Raw genomic sequence first — 22,935 nt, 5'->3', positions numbered from 1 at the left:
GCGCAGTCTTTTCAAACGTTGCCGGTGCAGGCGAAGCCACTTTCAGCTCCGCTGCCGCAGAAGTATCTCATCCTGCCAAACAAGGCTTGGTACAGAGCTTCTCTATCTATGTTGATACGGTTCTCGTCTGTACAGCAACTGCGCTCATGATCTTGTCTACTGGCATGTATAACGTCATTCCAGCAGAAGGATTGGTGCTAGTTGAAAACATGCCAGGCATTGAAGCTGGAACTGCATTTACCCAAGCCGCTGTATCGACAGTATTTAGCCAATATGGTAGCGGTTTTGTCGCTATTGCTATCTTCTTATTTGCCTTTACTTGCTTGATTGCTTATTACTATATCGCTGAAACCACGCTTGTCTATTTAGATAGCAAGTTACGCTATCCGGTGCTAAAGCCGATATTAAAAGTGGTATTTTTAATCATTTGCTTCACTGGAAGTATGCAATCAGTCGGTGTCATGTGGGCATTAGGTGATATTGGCTTCGGTAGTATGTGTTATCTCAACTTTATCGCTATCGTATTACTCAGTAAAACGGCTCTCAAAGTATTAAAAGACTACGATGAGCAAATGAAGCTGGGACTTGACCCTGTCTTTGACCCTAGAAAAGCAGGCGTTGAAAATGCAGACTTTTGGATAGAATATAGCGATAAACATGATAAGCGCTAAATACCAGCTAAATAATCGTGACGTTTTCCTATATAAGCCTTCTATATCATCATGATGTAGAAGGCTTTTTTCTGGTATCAGTCCCATTATAGAGAACATACCATGGTATTTGATAGCTTCTTGATAGCCTCGAATGAGTGGCTGTATGTACCAAACAATGCTATTATTAGCGGCTGAGATAAAGCTTATAAAGTACAGCTATCGGCATACTGGTTTAGCAATAGTTTAATATAAACCCTTGATATTATAAGGTTTATAAAATAAATCACCAGCTGTCTTTTTTAGTTTGTCTCTGACACTCACTTGTACCCTCTCCTTTTGTTTGCATCCGTAAGAGTCTTCTATGGCATTTGTACACCTTGGCATCCACAGCGAATATTCCATTACCGATTCTATCGTCCGTATTAAGCCACTGGTTAAAGTGGCAGCGGCAGACAATCAAAGCGCCCTTGCCTTGACAGATTTATCCAATCTATATGCCACGGTAAAGTTCTACCGTGCCTGCTTAGGCGCAGGTATCAAGCCCATTATCGGCAGTGAAGTCATCATGGACAATGAAGACTCGCGCCTGACCTTACTTGCGATGAATAACGAGGGCTATCAAAATATCACCCGTATCGTGTCACTTGGCTTCACCGAAGGTCGTGCTGATCCTGCCAATCATGGGACGCCGGTTATTAAGCGCAGCCATATTTTAGAGCACGCGGCGGGCGTCATTGTCTTATTTACTGAAAAATCAGATGTCGGACAAGCATTGGTTGGCTCAATGCCAGAAAAAGCCGATGAGCTGATTGCAGAGTGGCAAGCCCAGTTTGATGATCGCTTATATTTTGCGATTAAACGCACCAATCGTACCGGTGAGGATGCTTTTATTAAGGCGGCTATTCATTCAGGTGCCAAACATAATATCCCTATTATTGCTCATAATGATGTGCGCTTTTTAGAGCAAGATGATTTTGATGCACACGAAGCGCGGGTTTGTATTGCTGGCTCGTATGTACTTGCCGATCCAAACCGTCCACAGACTTATTCCGATGAGCAATATCTAAAAACCCAAGCGCAAATGCAGCAGCTATTTTCTGATATTCCGCAGGTGATTGACAATACGTTGCGCTTGGCAACGCGCTGTAATGTCACCTTGACGCTCGGTATTAACGTCTTACCAGATTTCCCTGTCCCTGAGGGCGAAACCATTGAGTCGTTTTTCCGATTAGAGTCGCAGCGCGGGCTTGATAACCGTTTAGACAAGCTCTTCCCAGTTGAGACGCGCAGTGATAATTGGAGTGATATCCGCCAAAGATATGATGAGCGCTTAGAGTATGAGCTAAAGGTTATCCTATCCATGGGCTTCCCCGGTTACTTCCTAATCGTCATGGACTTTATCCGCTGGGCAAAAGCCAATGGTGTACCAGTTGGTCCCGGCCGTGGCTCTGGTGCAGGCTCGCTCGTGGCTTATGCGCTAAACATTACCGACCTCGACCCTATTCATTACGATTTATTATTTGAGCGCTTCTTAAACCCTGAGCGTGTGTCCATGCCCGATTTCGATATTGACTTTTGTATTGAAGGGCGTGATCGTGTTATCGATTATGTGGCGCAAACCTATGGTCGAGAGGCCGTGTCGCAGATTATTACCTTTGGTACCATGGCAGCAAAAGCGGTGGTGCGAGATGTGGCTCGGGTACAGAGTAAATCATACTTTTTGGCCAATAAAATCTCCAAACTGATCCCAAAGACCCCAGGTATCACTCTTGCTCAGGCGCTTGAGCAAGAACCGCAGCTTAAGGACTTAATCTCCAATCCCGATAATATGGATTATGAAGATGCCACTGAAGTGTGGGAGATGGCCATTAAGCTTGAAGGCGTCTGCCGCAACGTCGGTAAACATGCTGGCGGCGTATTAATCGCGCCGCATAGAATCACCGATTTTAGCGCCATTTATTGTGATGATGAAGGTCATCGTGTCAGTCAATTTGATAAAGATGACGTTGAAGCGGTTGGGCTGGTGAAGTTTGACTTTTTGGGTCTGCGTAACTTGACCGTGATTGACGCCGCTGTCAGAAATATTAACGTGCGCCGAGCCAAAGAAGGTAAAGATCCGCTGGTACTAGAAGACTTACCACTAGATGACAAAAAAGCCTATAAGCTGCTGCAGGATGCCAAGACCACTGCCGTCTTTCAGCTAGAAAGTATGGGCATGAAAAAGTATCTGGCAAAATTACAACCGACCAACATCGAAGATGTGATCGCCATGTGTGCGCTCTATCGCCCAGGTCCGCTAGATGCCGGTATGGTAGAGATGTATATCGACCGTAAGCATGGTCGTGAGGAAGTCATTTATGACCATCCAAACCTTGAGCCGATTTTAGAAAATACCAATGGCGTCATTGTCTATCAAGAACAGGTGATGCAAATCTCGCAGGTGATGGCAGGCTATAGCTTGGGCGGCGCTGATATGCTACGCCGAGCTATGGGTAAGAAAAAACCTGAAGAGATGGCAAAACAGCGCGATATTTTTATCACGGGTGCTACCGCTCAAGGTATCGATGAGGCGACCTCAGGCGGCGTCTTTGACTTGATGGAAAAGTTCGCCGGTTACGGTTTTAACCGCTCGCATTCTGCTGCTTATGGCGTACTCGCTTATCAGACCGCTTATCTGAAGCAATATTACCCTGCTGAATTTATGGCAGCGGTACTGACCTCAGATATGAACAACACCGACAACGTGGTGTTCTTTATCAATGATTGCCGTGAAAACTTTGATTTAACCGTCGTCAATCCATCGGTAAATCGCAGTGAGTGGCATTTTGTCGCCGATACCCCAACCAATATTATTTATGGTCTTGGGGCGATTAAAGGGGTTGGTGAAGGTGCGGTTGAATCTATTGTTGATGCACGAAGACGTGAAGGCCCGTTTAAAGATCTCTATGATTTTTGCCGCCGCGTTGATATCAAAAAGGTCAATAAGCGCACTTTAGAGGGGCTGATAAATGCAGGCTGTTTTGATGACTTTGCAGCCACTTTGCGACCTGACTTGCCAAGCGACGAAGCTTATGAGATTCGCGGCGCGCTTATGAGCCAGTTGCCAAGTGCGGTACAAGCCGCTGAGCAAGACCGTCAAAACCGTGAAATCGGTATGATGGACTTATTTGGTGAGATGGATGGTGTCGTTGCCGCGCCGCCACTGGTGATGACGCCAGAGCTCATTTGGGGTGATAAGCACCGTCTAAAAGCGGAAAAAAACACCTTAGGTCTATATTTGACTGGACATCCGATCAATGAATACTTGGATGAGCTAAAACGCTATACCTCAGGCGCGCGCCTCGATAAATTGACTGACACTGGCTATAACGGCAGCTGCTATTTTGCCGGTCTTATCATCGATATTGCCAATTTTGGCACGCGTAATGTGATTACCTTAGACGACGGAACGTCACGATTAGAGGTTAGCTGCTACGCTGAACGCTTTAACCGCGTCAAAGAGCAGCTAAAAATAGACGAAGTCGTGATTATTAAAGGCAGTATCCGTGAGCGTGATGGCAGGCTGTTTGCCCGTCTTGATAATGCGATGAGCATCGTTGACGCACGCCTAAGATGGATGAAGAAAATCAGTATTAAAATTCACGGTAGCGATATCGAATTGCTCAATCGTATGCAGCCTTTACTGAAGTCTGCTCAAGCCAGCATCATTCCAGCACCAAAACTATCCTATGACAACGAGCAAGACGAGCAAAGCAGCAACTTTAATGGGAATAACGGCTATGATGCTGCGATGGGTGGCAGCCTATATGATGAAAATGGGAATGATTTACTGGCGTTAGAAAACGACATGGCACAAGATGTGCTCTACCATAATGGCAGCAGTTATAGCAATAACAGCCTGAGTAATACAGATGATACTATCAATGACAATTGCCTGCCGCTTGGACTGAGTATTTATGAAGAATATGGTATTGCCAATATAGGATTGTCCGAGCATTGGCGCCTTTACCCGAATGATGACAATTTGCAGCAGCTCAAAAGTATGATTAGTGAAGATAACTTACATTTTCACTACAGCTAACAAATGTATTAGCGTTAGCATATTTATTAGTAGGAAGATATTTATTATAATGATGCTTTTTACGCAAACTTTAACTCTATTGGACACATGACTATGGCTAATATTATGAACAACGATATGACTGCCATAACTGATGACGAGATTATCAATACTGAGCAGTTTGAGGACATGCGCGACTTATTAGAAGAAGACTTTGACGATTTGATACAAGTCTACTTTACTGATTGTCGCCGCCGTATCACAAAACTAAGACAAGCTCAGCAACAAGAAGATAATGCCAGTGGCTTTGAGCTTGCTCATGCGTTAAAAGGCGCCAGTGTCAATTTGGGCGCAACTCAAATGACGCGCCTTGGCAGTCAATTACAAGAGCTTTGCCGTGAGCGTCTGATCAGCGAACAAGCTCAACTTATTGAGGACATTGCAGTGGCGTTGCAACGAGCCGAGCAAGACATCAACCAGCGATTAGGACAGTAATGAGTAACAACGTATCTTCACCTTTAGCCATAGCAGCACTAACCGATCGCGATTATTTGTCTTGTATTCAAGTAGTGATGGTCAATACGACATTACCTGCTAATATTGGTTCAGCGGCACGCGCCATGCATACTATGGGGCTATCAAAATTGACGGTGGTTGATCCTAAGTTGCCGATTGACGAGACCAGTGTCTCTCATGCCGCTGGTGGTAGTGAGCTATTATCGTCAGCCGTCATCGCACCCACGCTTGAGTCTGCTATTGCCGATTGCCAGTTGGTATTTGCGGCCAGCAGTCGTAGCCGCCATTTGCCGCGTCCTGTGGTCACGCCCACACAAGCGGCGAAAATCATGCTGGATTTTATCGATAAGCAAAGCACGATTAACGGGCAAGCCAGTAATAATACAGCGCCCAATATTGCCATTTTGTTTGGCCGAGAAGATCGTGGCTTGACCAATGAAGAGCTAGCTTATGCTGACTATCATATTCAAATCGATGCCAATCCTGCTTATCCAGTGCTCAATGTCGCCTCAGCTGTGCAAGTTATTGCGAGTTTTATTTATGCTTATACACAAACGCATATACAAGCTGATAGCGACAGCCTAAAGACGACAGGTGGCTTAGCAACTACAGGTCACCCTATGCTGAGTACTTATCTGCGTCAGCAATGGGATGAGCCCGCGATCACTCAGCAGCAATTACAACAGCTGACTGAGCGTACTACTGCATTGATGGTGCAACGCAAACTTGCCGATAGTGAAAACTTAAAATCATTGCCATCACGCCTGTCTCGACTTGGCTCACGATTGCAGCTTGATCAAAAAGAGTATCAACTACTCAGCGCCTTGATTGCCAAAATCGCAAAAGACTAAAATTCTAACGGTAAGGTTTTTGGCGTTGATTCTTTGGCATGAGCAGCCGTCATGTGACGGTGAGCAGTTTTTGTCACTTACTAGCTCATAACATGACAAGTTTACTTATAAAAAGGGAATTTACAATGAATTGGAACGTTTATCTGTCCGGAGAAATACATACTGACTGGCGTCAAAAAATCATGCAGGGTGCAAAAGCACAGGGTTTAGATATTACCTTTACTTCAGCGGTTACTGAGCATGAAGCCAGTGATGCCGCTGGTGATGTACTCGGTAAAGAGGATAATGGATTCTGGCGCGATCATAAATCGTCCAAAGTTAATGCAATTCGCACCAAAAATATGATCCAAAAGTGTGACATTGCTATCATTCGTTTTGGTGATAAATATAAGCAGTGGAACGCCGCTTTTGATGCCGGTTATTGCGCCGCGCTGGGCAAACCTTATATCACATTGCATGCTGAGGATATTATTCATCCGCTAAAAGAGGTCGATGCTGCAGCAATGGCATGGGCACAAACGCCAGAGCAAATCGTTGAATTGCTCAAATATGTTGTCAGTGATAGCTAAAGCACAATCCTAATCGCCTGTAGATAAAGGGTCAATAGCTGGCTTTTTCTACAGGTGATTTTTTATTTAGCGTACATTGCTATATTTTGTGCTATAAAACTGCTATAACTAAAGAGATTGTAACCAAAAATACGATAGGACGGTTTATGTCATTGCCCGCCACACTATTCAAATCGCTCGTCCGCATTAAAAGAGACCTAAAAGAAGATATCGATGCGGTATTCAATCGCGACCCTGCTGCTCGTAACAGCCTAGAGGTAATCTTAACTTACCCTGGTATTCACGCGCTTATTCTACATCGCGGCGCGCATTGTCTTTGGCAAAATGAGCAAAAACTTGCGGCTCGTGTGATTTCTTATGGCTCGCGTATCATCACTGGCATCGAGATTCACCCTGCTGCCAAAATCGGTCGTCGATTTTTTATTGATCATGGCATGGGCATCGTCATTGGCGAGACGGCGGAGATTGGCAATGATGTGACCCTATATCATGGCGTCACGCTTGGCGGTGTTTCGTGGAATAATGGCAAACGCCACCCTACTTTGGAAGATGGCGTCATCGTCGGTGCCGGTGCCAAAGTATTAGGACCATTTACTGTCGGCAAAGGCGCTAAAATCGGCTCAAATGCCGTCGTGGTCAAGGCTGTCCCAGCAGGTGCAACCATGGTCGGGAGTGCTGCTCGCATGATATCAGAGCACCATGATGAAAAGGGCAATCCTATTACAACCAAAGTCAATGATGCCAAGCAACAAGAAAAAGTGGCGCAAGCGGCAGCTTCTAAAGATACGGTCACGGATGAAAAAGCCACGACTCACACAGCGCGAGAAACCACTTTTCAAGCTTATGGCATCGATCCCATGTCGCAAGACCCTGTCGCTGAAGCCTTTGCTAAAATGCTCGAGCATATCCAGCAATCAGAAAACCGCTTAGATCAATTGCAAAGCGCGATGTGTAAAATCGATCCTAACTTTTGCAAAAAGGAATATGACAAATTGTGTTTAGAGGATTTGGATGTGATTGGTCGATCTGATATGGCGGCAGCTGGTACTGAACAGAAATAAGCTACTATACTAGTTGTCGTCGTTACTAAATAAAAAAGAGGCCAAACAGCCTCTTTTTTTATTTTAACCAATTTTAAAATTATCATTTAAAAATATAAGGCATTGATTTTTGGTTTCATAACCACTAAGGACTCTTTAACTAGGATGGCTTATACTTCTTATTATTCATAAATAAAAATAGGAAAACTCATGGCTCGTTTACAAGATAAAGTGATCATTATCACAGGTGCGGCTCAAGGAATGGGTGAAACTCATGCGCGTTTATGTATGGCAGAGGGCGCGAAAGTGGTCTTGACCGATATCAATGCGGATAAAGGCGATACGTTGGCAAAAGCGCTTGGCGCTGATGCGCTATTTATCAAACATGATGTCACCAATGAAGACGATTGGGCACAAGTCGTTAAAGCAACTCAAGAAAAATTTGGTCAAATCGATGTCTTGGTCAATAATGCAGGTATTACCACGCATAAATCTATCTTAGATACCTCTTTAGATGACTATCGCAAGATCTTAGAGATTAACCAAGTGTCAGTATTTTTGGGTATGAAAGCGGTTATTCCAATCATGAAAGCCGCCAAGCAAGGCTCTATTATCAATATCTCATCGATTAATGGTCTGGTTGGCGGCGCTATTGGCTATACCGATTCTAAATTTGCGGTACGCGGTATGACCAAAGCGGCAGCATTAGAGTGTGCCCCTCATGGCATTCGCGTAAACTCCATTCATCCAGGTGTCATTGCCACACCGATGATTATGCAAGGCGATACCAAAGATGCGGTTGAAGCGTTTGCCAAAACCATTCCGATGCGACGTGTGGCGCAGCCAGAAGAAGTCAGTAGCATAGTGCTATTCTTAGCGTCAGATGAATCAAGCTACTCAACAGGTTCAGAGTTTGTTATTGATGGTGGTTTGACCGCGCAGTAAAGCTAGGGGTTAAACTATAGTGAATTTAGTATTAAAACGATACAGCGGGACTGGGATAAATCTTACGCAGCTTCTTTCGGCGTAGGCACAGCAAGCCGGAAAAATTTATCCCAGTTCCGCGTTATAGTATGGCGTATCTATTTTATTTAAAATCGACTATATTTAAGTTTGGTATCAGTCGTTTAACTCAATCTTTTTAGCAACTTTTCTAACCACCTTTTGAGATTAATTCTTCAAGCCCTACTCTCTCATGTGCTTTAAATGGATAGCGATCTGCCATTATTATCCATTTAGACCCTTCAAAATTACTATTTTTGCTTAGGCTATTATTTTGAGGCACACTGATAAGCAGTATATCTATATCCATCGTCACTGTTTTTATAGCCGCTGATGCTTCTGTCAAACGCTGTCTTTGACAATCACACTCAAACTGCTTAAATATCTGTTGTAGCTGCTGCAAAGCGACAGGCTTCGCTAAAGTTAAATAAACGCACTGATTGGTATAATCAGGTTTTGGTAGCTCTATGGTGGCAGTAAAATCAGGGTTTTGAAATGCCGTGGACAGCTGTATTTCACCTAAATCGGCTAACTTTTCTCGAACATGCGGTAAATGAATGTCTGCATCATGATTACTGCCCACAGCTAGTAGAGCCGCCGTTATAGGCTGTGCCTGCAACGCTTCGGGCTTGCAGCGCGTCAGTGACATAAGCCAATTAGCCACTTTATGCGTCATTAGATGAGATGGTATCAGCTTGTATGGTAGCGCCATTAGATGCTGATGTAGCATAGCGCGTGATTTGCACCCCAACCGCATCCGCCTGCTCAATCGCGGTAGGCTTAGCAACACTTAAGGTGATTTTGTGACAGCTATATTTTGCCAACAGTTTATCAGCGATTTGCCCAGCCAAATGCTCTAGCAGTTTTGCTTGAATGGTTTGACACCATGCACTGACATCATCGCAGACTTCTTTATAATTTAGCGCATCGCTGACATCATCTGACACCGCAGCGCGGCTGATATCCGTTTCCATTGCGATATCTATCAAAAGTGGCTGCGTAATGACGCGCTCCCACTCATATACGCCAATGACTGCCTCAACTTTTAATCCCTTAACAAATACGACATCAGACTGGGTATGAAACATACAAATCCTTGTTAATAGTATTTTTACCACCGATTTTAGTATGATGGTTTATTTAGATGTTAGTGCTTCTTCACGCAGGCGTGCTGCTTTTAGCTGCTTACTTGGGCGATGACGCCATAAGTCGATACTGAATAATAATAGACCCAGCCAAATTAGACCAAAGACCGCCAAACGATGCAAATCAAAATGCTCATTGTAATAGAATACCGCTAAGAAGAAAATAAAGGTCGGGGTCAGATAGTTCATAAAGCTGAGGATACTATAAGCGACCAGCTTGGTAGATTTATTGAACATCAGCAGCGGTATCAACGTAATAGGTCCCGCCAACATCAGTAGCCAAATAGCAGGCGTGAACCAAAAGCTGATATTACTACTCGCCACATCAGACTGCCAGAACCAGGCGATAAAAATAGGCAGCAGCATGGCTGTCTCAACAAACATCGCATCGACCGCTGTCAGAGGGGTTTGGCGTTGAATGGTGCCATAAGTACTAAAGCTAAATGCCAATATTAATGACACCCACGGCAGGCTACCGAGCATGACAACTTGAATGACAACTGACAATAGCGCAAAACCAATCGCCACCCATTGCAAGGTACGCAGGCGCTCTTTGAACAAAACCATCGACAATCCGACGCCAACGAGTGGCCCAATAAAGTACCCTAAACTGGCCTCCAAAATCTGATCATGATTGACCGCCCAGACATAGGTAAGCCAATTGATAGCAATGATAACACCTGAAACAAAGGTATAGCCGATCCACTTTGGGTTTTTCTTTAGGGTATCAATCCACTGCCAGCGCTTGGTCACGACCAGCACAATCAATAGGCAGGTAAATGTCCATACAATACGATGACCAATAATTTCGGTGGCATTGTAGTCCGATAATTGCTTAAAGTATAAGGGAAAAGCGCCCCAGATAAAAAAGGCCGTGAGGGCGGTGAAAATACCGCGTCTGGTCGTCTTAATAGGCGTAACAGGTTTTTTGATGACATTTTGGGTAGTCATAAGATAGGACAACTTTTTAGAGCAAAGCGTACCCTTAATCAATTATTATCATGGATGATAACTCGATGGTAAGAGCACAGGGTCACTACAGAGAGAGTAAAAGGTAAAAAGCAATGAGTTGATACTAGAAATCGTATCAACTCATTGCCGGCGAAAACCATAATAAAAACAAGAAAATCGACAATAAAATTAAGAGTTTATCTTACTGGTTTTATTGCCGAGCCAACATCATTAAATATTGGCTCACATCAAAAGCACTGCGTTAAGCACTTACAACGTCAATAGACATGCCTATTTGGTTGGCAAGATCTGCAAATCCTGGGAAGCTGGTATTGACCGTTTCAACGCCTTCAATGGTAATCTGCTTGGATGCACGTAAGCTTGCAACTGCAAAGCTCATGGCAATACGGTGATCATGATGCGAGACAATATGTCCGCCGCCAAAGACAGGCTGGCTATTATTGACTTCATTAACATCAGTATCACCACTCTGACTGACAATACCTTTACCTTCAATGATTAGACCATCTTCAGTCACCGTACAATTAATACCTAGTGTCTGTAAGCCTTCTGCCATCACCGCAATGCGATCTGATTCTTTAACACGTAGCTCTTTTGCACCGGTTAGCACCGTACGTCCTTGAGCACAGCTGGCGGCGATAAACAATACGGGGAATTCATCAATTGCCAAGGGTACTAATGATTCTGGAATGTCGATACCTTTTAGGTTTGAGCTGCGAATGGTAATATCAGCGACTGGCTCGCCGCCGACATGAGTCTCATTACTTAAGCTAATATCAGCATTCATTAGCTTTAAGATATCAATAATGCCGGTACGCGTAGGATTAATACCGACTTGCTTTAAGGTCAGCTCACTCCCTTGGCTGATAGCCGCAGCGACCATAAAAAATGCTGCCGATGAGATATCAGCAGGTACTGCGATATCGCCGCCTGTGAGTTGCCCGCCGCCTTCAACACTGATACGATTGCCATCGACTGTTACTGGATAGCCAAATGCTGCGAGCATACGCTCAGTATGGTCACGGCTGATTTCAGGTTGAATCACGGTCGTAGTGCCCTCTGCCCATAACCCTGCTAACAGCAAACATGATTTAATTTGTGCAGAAGCAACTGGCATATCATATTCAGCCCCTTGCAGCGGTTTGCCAATACTGCCCCGACCCGTGATGCTAAGTGGCGCTGTACCTTGCTGACCAGTACTTTGAATCACAGCTCCCATCTCACGTAATGGTGCTGCCACACGCTCCATCGGGCGCTTATTTAAGCTGGTATCCCCTGTCAGCACACTATCAAATGACTGTGCAGCTAAGATACCTGCCAGCAGGCGCACACTGGTGCCAGAGTTGCCCATATATAATGGTGTCTTACTTGGCTTTAGCCCGTTCATACCCATGCCATGAATGGTCAAATTGCCATTATCAGGACCTTCAATATTTACGCCCATATCGCGAAATGCTTGCAAAGTAGCAAGTGCATCCTCCCCTTCCAAAAATCCCGTCACCTTGGTGACGCCTGTAGCAAGACTACCGAGCATAATACTGCGATGCGAGATAGACTTATCACCAGGAATGGTAATGGTGCCAGAGACGGTATTGCTTGGGGTAATATTATAAGAAGCTGACATGGCAGAAGTATCCGTATAAGGGGTGCTGGCTAACATATGGCCAAAATGTCGCCGTGCGGCTTGCGCGCGGCCCAAAAGTCCCATCAGGGCAGTTGAATCTTTATTAATGATAAGCTGGCGTATGTTGGTTAAATAAACGCTGTATTCATCAAGGGCGCCCACAATCGCGCTTTGATTGGCAAAAAATATATCATGCCACATTTTAGGGTCGCTGGCCGCAATGCGACTAAAGTCACGAAAACCGCCTGCAGCATAGCGAAACATATCTAAATTATCATCGTGGCTTGCCAATTGTTCAACCAGATTGAACGCCAATAGATGCGGCAGATGACTGGTATGTGCCAATATTGCATCATGACGTTCAGCCGCCATCGGCATGACAGTCGCACCAACTGATTCCCATAACTGACTCAGTTTGGCAATTGCCAGCTGACTGGAGGTTGGAAGCTCACAAATGATGACGCTATGATTGACAAACAATGCGGCTCGCCTGGCATGATACCCTGAATTCTCGGCACCAGCAATCGGATGGGCGGGTACAAACCCGACGGGCAATGTCTCGAATACCGATTTGGCAGCCTCAATAATATTGACTTTGGTACTGCATACGTCGGTAATAATACAGTCACTAGCAAATAAACCGTTATCCATTGCAGATTTAATATCGATAAATACCGCTTGTACCGTTTGTACTGGCACAGCAATGACAATTAAATCACTGCCAGATACCACTTCACTGAATACAGCACTACCAGCGTCTAGTAAGCCATGTTGGATCGCTTCCTCCAAACTTGGCTTATGTCTATCGACTGCGACGATACGTTTGGCTAAGCCGTTGTCTTTAATCGCTTGCGCAAGGCTTGCACCAATCAAACCCAAACCTATCACACACACCTGCTGAAATAGCGGCGGCGTAGAGGATGAGGTCAGTTTGGTTGTTGCTGGCATATTTACGGTGTGATTTATTTTTTGCATATTGTTTTAGTTATTAGGTTGCTTAATAGATTGCTTGTTAGAGACGGGTTTAATCATCGGTCAAAATCGAGCGCAGCGTATCAATCAGACGCATATTGTCTTCTGCGACCCCAACGGTAATACGCAGCCAATTGTGCAAGCCGTAAACCTCTAACTGGCGCACGATAACGCCTTGCTCAAGTAATGCCTGATAGATAATAGCAGCGTTTATGTCTTCCATCTCAACTTCTATTTCGACCATGATAAAGTTGGCATGTGACTTGATAAAACCCAGTCCTAGGGCATCAAACTGTTTCTCCAACCAACGCATCTGCTCGATATTCATCAGACGAGTTTTTTCGATAAAATCTTGATCCGCCAGTGCCGCTGCCGCTGCCGCCAGTCCAATGCGGCTTACATTAAAGGGCTGACGTATGCGATTGAGCAAATCTGCCACAGCCACCGAGCTTAAGGCATAACCAATACGCAGACCTGCTAACCCATACGCTTTGGAAAAGGTGCGCACAATAACCACATTGTCAAATTCATCGAGCAGCGCCCGATTGTTACTGTCAGGACTATATTCGATATAAGCTTCATCTAACACCACCAGTACCGAGCTTGGCACACTGGCGACAAACGCTCGCAGCTCTGCTTGGTCAAGCTGCGTGCCGGTTGGGTTATTGGGATTGGCGATAAATACCATCTTGGTATTAGCATTGTCTTGAACCGCTTGACTCATGGCTTTTAGGTCATGTCCAAAGCGCTGAGCGGGCACCTCAATATCCATAGCACCTTGCATTTTGGCGAGCATTGAATAGACGATGAATGCATACTGACTATAAACGATGGCATCATCCGCCCCCACAAAACTACGCGCCAAGATATCCAACAAATCATCCGAGCCATTGCCCAAAGTAATCTGCTCAACATTGACATCATTAAAATCAGCCAAAGCTTGCTTTAGGTAATAACCATTACCATCAGGATAACGTGACAGCTGACCGAGCTGCTCAGTAATCGCTAACGTAACGTGCGGTGAGCAGCCGCTTGGATTCTCATTACTGGCAAGTTTGACCACATCTGAGACGCCATACTCACGCGTTAACTCTTCGATAGGCTTGCCAGTTTGATACGGTGCCAACGCCAAAATACTGTCATAGGCAGGTACGAGCGGTAATAAATTTGACTCTGTCGATTGCGTAGACTGCATGATTGATCCTTAGATGTGAGCACCCATCTATTATTGGCCAAGCTTATTTAAGCCCATTAATGTCATTAGTGACGACTATTTGTGATAAGACAATTTATAAAACCTTTGCTATTCATATCAACAAAACGATGATTAATAAAAATCAGTAAATTATAGTACCGCTTTTGGATAAGAGCCTAGTACACGTAAGTCTTTGACCAATGGACGGATATCAGCGATAGCAGCGCTCACGTTCGGATCTTCGATATGCCCATTCATATCAATAAAGAAGACATAAGCCCATTTATTAGGACGTTCTGGACGCGTCTCGATACTGGTCATAGATACGCCATGATACGACAAAGGTTTTAAGATTTCGATCAGAGCGCCCGCTTTATCATGCGCTGATACCATAATCGAGGTTTTATCTTGACCGGATGGCGCAATTGCTTCATGACCAACAATCAAAAAGCGCGTGGTATTGCTTGGATTGTCTTCGATATTGGAATACAGCTTATGCAAATCATATTCTGCTGCTGCCACATCGCCTGCAATCGCTGCCGAATGCCACTCGTTCTTCAAGCGACGCGCCGCTTCACCATTACTCGATACCGCAACACGCTCAACATTGGGATAATTTACGTCAAGCCAATGACGGCACTGCGCCAATGATTGTTGGTGTGAGTAAATACGGCTCAATCCATCGAGCTTGGTATGTTCAGCGACTAAAAAGTTTTGATGAATCGGCAGCTCGACTTCACCGATTATCTTTAATGTAGACGACAAAAAGCCGTCTAGCGTATGATTGACGACGCCCTCAGATGAGTTCTCAACAGGCACAACGCCATACATCGCAGTACCCGCTTCAACTTCGCGAAACACATCGGTAATGGTGTTCAGTGGTACAGTATCGGCTGCTTTACCAAAATGCTTTAAGGCAGCGGCATGAGTAAAAGTGCCTAATGGTCCCAAAAATGCAATGCGCTGCGGCGCTTCTAAATCAAGGCATACCGACATAATCTCACGAAATAAGCGCGCCATCTTTTCATCGGCGATAGGTCCCTCATTACGCTCCATGACGGCTTTTAGAACTTGCGCCTCACGCTCTGGACGATAAAAAATAGGGTTGGTATTTTCGGCACTAGGATCATTGGCAATGTGATTCTTTTTTACGGTCGCCACTTGCTGAGCCAATTTGGCACGATTGTTAATCAGCGTCTGAATTTCACAGTCTACCGCATCGATACTGCCTCGCAACGTATTTAAAAACTCTTTATCCGTTGTGGTAGTACCGGTGCTTGCGGTGGTTTTATTTAGATTATCATTGTTTTGTTCTGGTGACTGCTCACTCATTACCGCCCATCCTTTTTAGATTTTATGATCTGTTAAGTATAACTACTTGTCAATGAGGACTATAAACACATCGTTAACAGACATGAAGACTTTTTGACATAAATATTAAGGACATCAATATTTTTGCTGTTCATAACTTTTATATCACCAACTTATCATTATTGATTTTTTAAAGCCGCGCTAGTATCTAGATAAAGTCCGTAGTATTCACAGCGCTCAATCACTGACCGGCTCTACTATAACAAAAACTAGGGACAGTGCCCATTCGTAAATGAGTGTAAAGTGACAAATCGCTATAAATCTTAGTATGATTAAGCGCGATACGGGCTTAGCCTCTGAAAACTATCAGGTAACATGCCCCCAAATCTATGTTACAGTTTAGACGGACACAGGATTTTACCCATAATCGTCCATAATCGTCCATAATCGTCCATAATCGTCCATAAGAAAATAACACCATTACTGAATAATACCAAGGATATCTGATGAGCGCATTACAACAGCTTCGCACTATGACCACCATTGTCGCGGATACAGGCGATCTTGCCGCCATTGAGCGTCTAAAACCTATCGATGCGACCACCAATCCAAGCCTAATCACCAAAGCACTGATCCATCCTGACAATGAGGCTATACTATCAGAGACCATGAGTCGCCATCGAGGAGATATTGATAAGGTCATTGATGAGCTAACCATCCAAATTGGCTGCAATATTTTATCTTTGATTAAAGGTCGCGTCTCAACTGAGGTCGACGCCCGCTTGTCCTATGACACGCAAGCGACCATTGATAAAGCATTGGCATTTATGGAAGCCTATCAAAAAGCAGGTATCGACTCAGAGCGGGTGCTGATTAAGATGGCGGCGACTTGGCAAGGTATTGAGGCGGCACGCTACCTTGAAACGCAAGGTATACACTGCAACCTCACTTTACTTTTCGGGCAACATCAAGCCATCGCTTGTGCCGATGCTGGCGTGACCTTGATTTCCCCTTTTGTTGGACGTATTTTGGATTGGCAAAAACGCCAGCAGAACCGTCAAAGCATACCCGTTTCTGAAGACATGGGCGTACAGTCGGTGAAGCTCATTTACCAATACTACAAGCAACATGGCTACAAAACGCAGGTAATGGGCGCAAGTTTTCGCTCAACTGAGCAAATATTAGCGCTGGCAGGCTGTGATTTATTGACCATTGCACCTGATCTCATTGATGAGCTTGCAGCAATGGATATTCAGGTTACACGTCAATTATCAGAAAGTATGTCGATGGACATGACAGATATGACGCGAGTGAGCTTGAGCGCTGAAGAGTTCAGTAGTGCCTATCAACAAGATACCATTACTCAAGATCTGTTACCAAAAGGCATTGATGGCTTTATTGGTGCACGTGATGAGCTTGCCCATATGCTAGCGAGTATGCGCAGCTAAGCTATATATCTGAGCAATATAAACATAGACCCAAGCTTAGCTGGCTTAAAAATGACGCATTAAAGCACTATAAAACAGTGCTGATATTACATAAGTCTACGCTGCAGGTAATAAAAGAGATTTGCCTGCTCATAGTAAGTTGGCTATTATGAGCGACCTAAAATGACGACAAGCAAGGCTCAATTATGAAACGGCTAGCAGTGATATTAGCAAGCAGTACGCTTGCGATTGGTGCTCAGGCAGTAAACTGGTCAAAAGTAACGGAAAGTCAGACCGGTTCCATTTTTAGCTTAGATTTGGATTCTATCGAACGCTCCGACATCAATATCCTTGATGAAAAGCAGGTCGAAAATATGACTGTCTCTATTCGCAGAAACTATCCTGCAGTAAAAAGCGTCACAAGTGACAGTAAAGAGAGCGGTATTCATCATAGCGACCAGCAATGGCTGATCTCCTGTAAGGACGCCAGCTATTATAGACGGGCGTACGTTTATTACACCGCTGATGATAAGGTCATAAAGTCTTGGCAATCAGAAAAACCTCTCCTGACCACCAAAGACTTTAAAATAACGGCTCCAAAAACAGTCAGTCGCATACTGGTCGAGCAAGCTTGTAAAAACTACCAAAAAGCCAAATAACACACGGAACATACAAGCAGCCTAAAAAACCCTGATTAAAAAAGCGCGCTGAATAGATTCAGCGCGCTTTTTTAATCAGGGTTTAGATGTACCATTTCAAAGCCATTTTAAAGCCATCGAAAAGTGATAGTGATGGCACATTACTTAAAAAACACTGCCAATTATTTATGCCTTTAATACCGTATAAACCGGTACTGGAAAATCGCCATGTAAGTCCACCAAATCTAGTAATACTAATGCACCAACGACCGTATGCTCCGCTGATTGGCATAGCTCATAAGCGGTGGTCAATGTGCCACCTGTTGCCAAGATATCATCAACCAGTAACACGCGCTCTGGGGGCAGATTATTTTGCATCTCAAGGGTATCTTTGCCGTACTCTAACGCATAGGCTTTGTTGGCAACGGGCGGTGGCAGCTTGCCAGGTTTACGCAGTAAAATCATCCCTTTACCCAAGCGTCCTGCCAGCAAACTTGCAAACACAAATCCACGGGCTTCAACAGCACCTAAACAATCTACCTCATCCATTAAGCCTTCAGGTAGGACAGCCAGTAGCGCATCAATCACCTCATTAATGTGACTGCGTAGTAACGGTGTAATATCATAAAAATCGATGCCGACTTTAGGGAAGTCTGGTACTGTGCGAATGATGTGCCAAAATGGATGATCAGTATTGAGCGTATTCGATGACTCGGTTGCGGTATCAACTGCTGGAACAGCGGTGTTTGCGCTCATAATAACCCTTAGTTGTCTATAACTTAGATGATGCTATAACAATAGCAAATAATATATGCATCGGAAAATTAGCGGCGGTTATTATATCATAATCGCCTTTGATATCATGATGCGATGGCCAAAAACAGCCCTACTTAAGCGCATATAATCAGGCATAGTGACTTGATAAACGTTTATTAATCTCAATATACAAGTGTAAACTTATCTATGAAAACAATGGTTATATGCTAAACTAGCTGCGTTTTTGCAGTCTATATATTGAGAGTAATCATGCTGTATTTACCCTCAGTATCACCTTAAAAATGTATGGTAACACTGGTAATAATCGATAGGACTCTTTATGAAACGTTATGAATGTATTGTCTGCGGCTGGATATATGATGAAGCGCTGGGCTGCCCTGAAGAAGGTATCGCACCGGGCACCAAATGGGATGATATCCCTGATGATTGGACATGCCCAGAATGCGGCGTTGGCAAGCTTGATTTTGAGATGTTAGAAATTTAAGCCAATGACCCCTTTTAGATAGGACCGTTCATGACAGAAAATACCGACATTGATACTGCTGCTACATCACCAGAGCAACCGGATAGCAGCTTCAGTTACCCGACGCCTGAGTGGCAGAAATTTGGTGAGCACCTATGGGGCGCATCAGACCTTAGCGAGCATCTTCATCAAGCCATGATAGATATCGGCGACGGTATCGAGCTGTGTGTTGAGGCTGGTGGTAATCCCAATCATCCGCCCCTGCTTATGATTATGGGTCTTGGCTCACAAATGATCTTTTGGCCAAATAATTTTATTAAGCGCCTTATTGATGCTGGTTTCTTTGTGATTCGTTTTGACAATCGTGATATTGGTTTGTCTTCTAAAGTACAAATCGATGGTCTACCGCGTATCAGTCAGCTAAAGATGATGATGCGCCTGCAAACAGGACTCTCTAATAAAGGGGCGCAGGTTGCCTATAATTTGACCGATATGGCAGAAGATACGGCGCGCTTAATTAAAGCCCTACAGCTTGGCAAAACACATTTGCTGGGTGCCTCTATGGGCGGCATGATCGCTCAAATCGTAGCGGCACGTTATCCAAGTCTGGTACAGCGCATGGCATTGATGTTCACCACTACCAACCGTGCCTTTTTAAAGCCACCAAAGCCAAGACAGCTATATACGCTGATCAATCGCCCTGAGAGCCACTCTGAGCGTGATATCGTTCGCCATAGCGTTTGGTTTATGAAGACGGTGGGTACGCCAGGTCATGTGAACGTGCGCATGGTACGTGATATTGCAAAGATACGATATCAGCGTAATTTTCATCCTCTTGGCACCGTACAGCAGCTCAATGCGATTTTGGCGTCAGGTTCTATCAGCCGCTTTAGTAAGCAAGTCAAAGCACCGACGATCGTACTACATGGCAGTGCGGATGGATTGTTGCCAGCCTCACAAGGTCGCGTGGTGGCCAAAACCATTCCTAATGCCAAATTTCATTTGATTGAAGGCATGGCGCACGATATTCCTGAGTACTATCAGCCATATATGGTTGATTTGATTAGCAAGCACTTATTAGAAAAATAACGTTAATAAGCAAGCTTGTGACATTTTCAGCCTATAAAAAAGCCCATAGCAATCATTGATCGCTATGGGCTTTTTATGGTCAAAACAAAACAGGTTGTTAGGATTTAATCACAGGTGACCGCTGCGCCTTTTTTATCGATACACATCTTATTGCCATTTTCTAAGCTGCCAATCCAAGCCTTTTGCTCAACAAATACAAAAGAAGGTTTGCCCTTATAGTGGTTATCAACCCTGAGGTCTTGATTATCAGTATCTTTAAAAATAAAAGGAATCACAAGCTCGCCGCCAAGATTGATAAAGCCCCACTCTGCATCGATACGCACGCCCGCTAGCCCCTCTGAGAAGGGACGTACTTCATCGAAAGAATACGTAATCATAGTGACATTATTGTCATCAACAAAGCCCCATCTCCCATCTTGTTGACGCGGCTGCAAGGTAGTAAAGCGATCAACCGGTATGGCAGCTACATCTTTTTGTGTGCTAGTTTCGCGAGTGCTGGATTTAGCTTCTGATTTACTCGCAATAGGACGATGATTGAGGCGACTGTTTGTAGGGCTTTTGCCATTACTATCTTTATCTTTTTTGGCACTGGCATTTTGAGCACTGGCACTTTGAGTAGTGTTATTTTGAGTATTGGCGTTCTTAATATTGCCCTCTTTATCAAACCAGCTTATCGCTTTGTTTTTACGTACACGAGCCGTGCCGCCTCGGTAATCATCAATGTCACTAATCGCTGCTGAAAATGGAACCACAGTCCTATTTGCCGTATCGATGACGCCATAGTGACCGCCCTGCTTGACCACGATACGCCCTTCAGATACCGGACGCGCCCACCCTTGACCGTCATTTAGCGCATTGTACATCACAGGAATCACTTCACGACCTTGCATATCCAGATAGCCGACATGGCCATTACGCATGACGGGCATTAGACCTGCTGAGATCTTATCTGCATCCACTTTTTGATAGCGCGTCAAATCAACAAGGCTTTTACCTTGCCTATTAATAAGGGCAACCGGGGCACCAAAATCTTTCACCGCTAAGAAATAACCACTACTGGGGGTACAAGAGACATTCTTATAATAGCTCTTTGGGATTTTACAGCTGGCAGCGTGCGCGCTTGGCACAGCAAATAACGCCATTGCTAACACGCCAACTGACAGAGTACAGCGTTTTACGATGAATAACTGCTGTGCAGATAACATTGATGACAGCAGTTGTTTTGATAACGTACGTTGGAGCATAAGCAAACCTAAGCTGGAGTAGTAATGGCTGTTGAAGCAATTTAAATGAGATATGTTAAGGGTGTTAATTTTTTTAAGCGACTGATATCACAATATAAAAGTAAAAATGAGAGTAACAAATCACAGCAAGAACGCCAATGCTATTCCTGTAAGGATATTCATTAACAGCAGCTTATATTTAAGCGTTGAACAAAGAGCGAGCTGTGTACATATTCTTTAATATCATAAAATGCCACTATAAAATAAAAATAAATAATATCAAACCATTTCAATTTTATCTTAAAACATCGACAATACGGCATGTGGTAAAGACGATGTCTTTAATACACAATAATTGAAATACAAATTGTCATGATATAAGGATGATATATGGCTATTGCCGCTTCACGCTCCGCCGCTACTGGTTTGCTCATTGGCTGTGTGATCTTTGGTTTGGGCAGTTTAATTGTCGCTCATGTTGATATCGGTGGCTGGGCCATGGCGTTTTGGCGCTTGGCTATTTCAGGCGTGGTATTTGCGGTATTGGCAAAAATGACAGGGCAACGGCTACCGCGCTCAAAGCGTGCGGTTTTTTATGGCTTATTATCAGGCGCATTCTTGGGTTTGGATTTGGCGCTGTGGCACGAGAGCATCTATGCGGTGGGTCCCGGCATTTCAACCTTATTAAATAGCTTGCAGATTTTCTTTTTGGCAGCCATCGGTTTTTTATATTTTAATGAGCGCCAGTCTGTCTTACAGCTGGTGAGCTTGGTCCTAGCAATGCTAGGTGTGGCAATGATTGGTAGCCCCGAATTTGCCCAAAACAAGGCAGCTGTATGGGGTTTCTTTACTGGTATTGCATCAGGAGCCATGCTTGCAGCTTCAATGACCTTTATCCGTAAAACCCATGATACGGAACCGACGCCAATATTTATGCTGATGCAACTGGTGAGTATTGGTGGCGGATTGGCGATGATTGTGCCGATGTTTGTCTTTGATATGGGTAATATGTTGCCCAAGACATGGTCGGATATTGGCTGGATATTGATTTATGGGACAGTCATGCAGTGTCTAGCATGGGGGCTTATCGCCTACTCTATCCCCAAGCTGTCTTTGGCGCTAACTGGATTGTTGTTATTAACTGAGCCGGTTGCGGCACTGGTCATTGACTATACATGGCTTGATAAACCTATTAATAGCCTACAGTGGAGTGGTGCGCTACTCACGATGTTTGCCATTTATTTGGGCTCACTAAAACCCAAACCACGTGACCCCTGCTGTCAAATCCGTAGAACCAAACTTGGGAGATTTTAGTTACGCAGCCTGACGATAATAATCAAACCACACCTGTCTTGGCGATTTAAAGCCCAAGCCCTTTTGGATTCTTGTTTGGTTGTAGTACAGCTCG

Annotated in this window: 20 protein-coding genes; 12 read left to right on the top strand and 8 right to left on the bottom strand. The window is 44.4% G+C overall.

Annotated features, from left to right (window positions below):
* The 7 genes from ABYU67_RS10415 to ABYU67_RS10385 form a co-directional block, all read left to right on the top strand.
* The coding region (locus tag ABYU67_RS10415) for an alanine:cation symporter family protein (RefSeq protein ID WP_372844933.1) at positions 1–671 on the top strand (671 nt) is incomplete at its 5' end.
* A gap of 343 nt (positions 672–1,014) precedes the next feature.
* On the top strand, positions 1,015–4,734 hold the full coding sequence (gene dnaE, locus ABYU67_RS10410) for a DNA polymerase III subunit alpha (RefSeq protein WP_372844932.1): 3,720 nt from the start codon (positions 1,015–1,017) through the stop codon (positions 4,732–4,734).
* A gap of 105 nt (positions 4,735–4,839) precedes the next feature.
* Positions 4,840–5,208 (top strand): Hpt domain-containing protein, encoded by a 369-nt coding sequence (locus ABYU67_RS10405; protein WP_372844931.1) that lies wholly within the window; start codon positions 4,840–4,842, stop codon positions 5,206–5,208.
* On the top strand, positions 5,208–6,080 hold the full coding sequence (locus ABYU67_RS10400) for an RNA methyltransferase (protein ID WP_372844930.1): 873 nt from the start codon (positions 5,208–5,210) through the stop codon (positions 6,078–6,080). Before ABYU67_RS10405 ends, ABYU67_RS10400 begins: the two co-directional genes overlap by 1 nt.
* 125 nt (positions 6,081–6,205) lie before the next feature.
* Positions 6,206–6,649 carry a YtoQ family protein gene (locus ABYU67_RS10395; protein WP_372844929.1) on the top strand — a complete coding sequence of 148 codons (444 nt, stop codon included), beginning with the start codon at positions 6,206–6,208 and terminating at the stop codon, positions 6,647–6,649.
* 146 nt (positions 6,650–6,795) lie between these two features.
* A complete protein-coding gene (gene cysE / locus ABYU67_RS10390) occupies positions 6,796–7,710 on the top strand; it encodes a serine O-acetyltransferase (protein WP_372844928.1) in 915 nt (304 codons plus the stop codon).
* A gap of 189 nt (positions 7,711–7,899) precedes the next feature.
* The gene (locus tag ABYU67_RS10385; RefSeq protein ID WP_372844927.1) at positions 7,900–8,634 is read left to right on the top strand and encodes a glucose 1-dehydrogenase; all 735 of its coding nucleotides are present in this window, start codon (positions 7,900–7,902) and stop codon (positions 8,632–8,634) included.
* 208 nt (positions 8,635–8,842) lie between these two features.
* On the opposite strand, the gene ABYU67_RS10380 is transcribed toward ABYU67_RS10385, so the two are convergent.
* The 6 genes from ABYU67_RS10380 to pheA form a co-directional block, all read right to left on the bottom strand.
* Entirely contained in the window at positions 8,843–9,355 is a 513-nt protein-coding gene (locus ABYU67_RS10380; protein WP_372844926.1) for a 2-amino-4-hydroxy-6-hydroxymethyldihydropteridine diphosphokinase, read from the bottom strand.
* Position 9,356: 1 nt separating this feature from the next.
* Positions 9,357–9,779: a dihydroneopterin aldolase gene (gene folB / locus ABYU67_RS10375; protein ID WP_372844925.1), complete on the bottom strand. Its 423-nt coding sequence runs from the start codon at positions 9,777–9,779 to the stop codon at positions 9,357–9,359.
* Between the two features lie 48 nt (positions 9,780–9,827).
* On the bottom strand, positions 9,828–10,787 hold the full coding sequence (rarD, locus tag ABYU67_RS10370; RefSeq protein WP_372844924.1) for an EamA family transporter RarD: 960 nt from the start codon (positions 10,785–10,787) through the stop codon (positions 9,828–9,830).
* Between the two features lie 262 nt (positions 10,788–11,049).
* Complete coding sequence (locus ABYU67_RS10365) at positions 11,050–13,380, bottom strand: bifunctional prephenate dehydrogenase/3-phosphoshikimate 1-carboxyvinyltransferase (RefSeq protein WP_372844923.1); 2,331 nt, start codon at positions 13,378–13,380, stop codon at positions 11,050–11,052.
* Positions 13,381–13,456: 76 nt separating this feature from the next.
* Positions 13,457–14,599, bottom strand: a complete 1,143-nt coding sequence (gene hisC / locus ABYU67_RS10360; RefSeq protein ID WP_372844922.1) for a histidinol-phosphate transaminase — start codon at positions 14,597–14,599, stop codon at positions 13,457–13,459.
* Positions 14,600–14,749: 150 nt separating this feature from the next.
* On the bottom strand, positions 14,750–15,931 hold the full coding sequence (gene pheA, locus ABYU67_RS10355) for a prephenate dehydratase (RefSeq protein WP_372844921.1): 1,182 nt from the start codon (positions 15,929–15,931) through the stop codon (positions 14,750–14,752).
* Positions 15,932–16,416: 485 nt separating this feature from the next.
* On the opposite strand from pheA, the gene ABYU67_RS10350 reads away from it, so the two are divergent.
* Positions 16,417–17,358, top strand: coding sequence for a transaldolase (locus ABYU67_RS10350; protein ID WP_372844920.1), 942 nt, complete (start codon positions 16,417–16,419; stop codon positions 17,356–17,358).
* Positions 17,359–17,543: 185 nt separating this feature from the next.
* On the top strand, positions 17,544–17,996 hold the full coding sequence (locus tag ABYU67_RS10345) for a hypothetical protein (RefSeq protein ID WP_372844919.1): 453 nt from the start codon (positions 17,544–17,546) through the stop codon (positions 17,994–17,996).
* A 165-nt stretch (positions 17,997–18,161) separates the two neighbouring features.
* On the opposite strand, the gene ABYU67_RS10340 is transcribed toward ABYU67_RS10345, so the two are convergent.
* Positions 18,162–18,731, bottom strand: a complete 570-nt coding sequence (locus tag ABYU67_RS10340; protein WP_372844918.1) for an adenine phosphoribosyltransferase — start codon at positions 18,729–18,731, stop codon at positions 18,162–18,164.
* A gap of 340 nt (positions 18,732–19,071) precedes the next feature.
* On the opposite strand from ABYU67_RS10340, the gene ABYU67_RS10335 reads away from it, so the two are divergent.
* On the top strand, positions 19,072–19,236 hold the full coding sequence (locus tag ABYU67_RS10335; protein ID WP_372844917.1) for a rubredoxin: 165 nt from the start codon (positions 19,072–19,074) through the stop codon (positions 19,234–19,236).
* A gap of 30 nt (positions 19,237–19,266) precedes the next feature.
* Positions 19,267–20,304, top strand: coding sequence for an alpha/beta fold hydrolase (locus tag ABYU67_RS10330; protein ID WP_372844916.1), 1,038 nt, complete (start codon positions 19,267–19,269; stop codon positions 20,302–20,304).
* A 104-nt stretch (positions 20,305–20,408) separates the two neighbouring features.
* Here ABYU67_RS10330 and ABYU67_RS10325 read toward each other — a convergent pair whose 3' ends face one another.
* Complete coding sequence (locus tag ABYU67_RS10325; protein ID WP_372844915.1) at positions 20,409–21,548, bottom strand: WG repeat-containing protein; 1,140 nt, start codon at positions 21,546–21,548, stop codon at positions 20,409–20,411.
* Positions 21,549–21,917: 369 nt separating this feature from the next.
* Between ABYU67_RS10325 and ABYU67_RS10320 the strand changes: the two genes are divergently transcribed.
* Positions 21,918–22,841 carry a DMT family transporter gene (locus ABYU67_RS10320; protein WP_372844914.1) on the top strand — a complete coding sequence of 308 codons (924 nt, stop codon included), beginning with the start codon at positions 21,918–21,920 and terminating at the stop codon, positions 22,839–22,841.
* Positions 22,842–22,935 lie beyond the last annotated feature (94 nt).

Origin of the sequence: Psychrobacter sp., from assembly GCF_041554015.1 — a bacterium.
GTDB lineage: Bacteria > Pseudomonadota > Gammaproteobacteria > Pseudomonadales > Moraxellaceae > Psychrobacter.
Note: the sequence above shows the minus strand (reverse complement) of the source record. Positions and strands in the feature narration are given on the sequence as shown.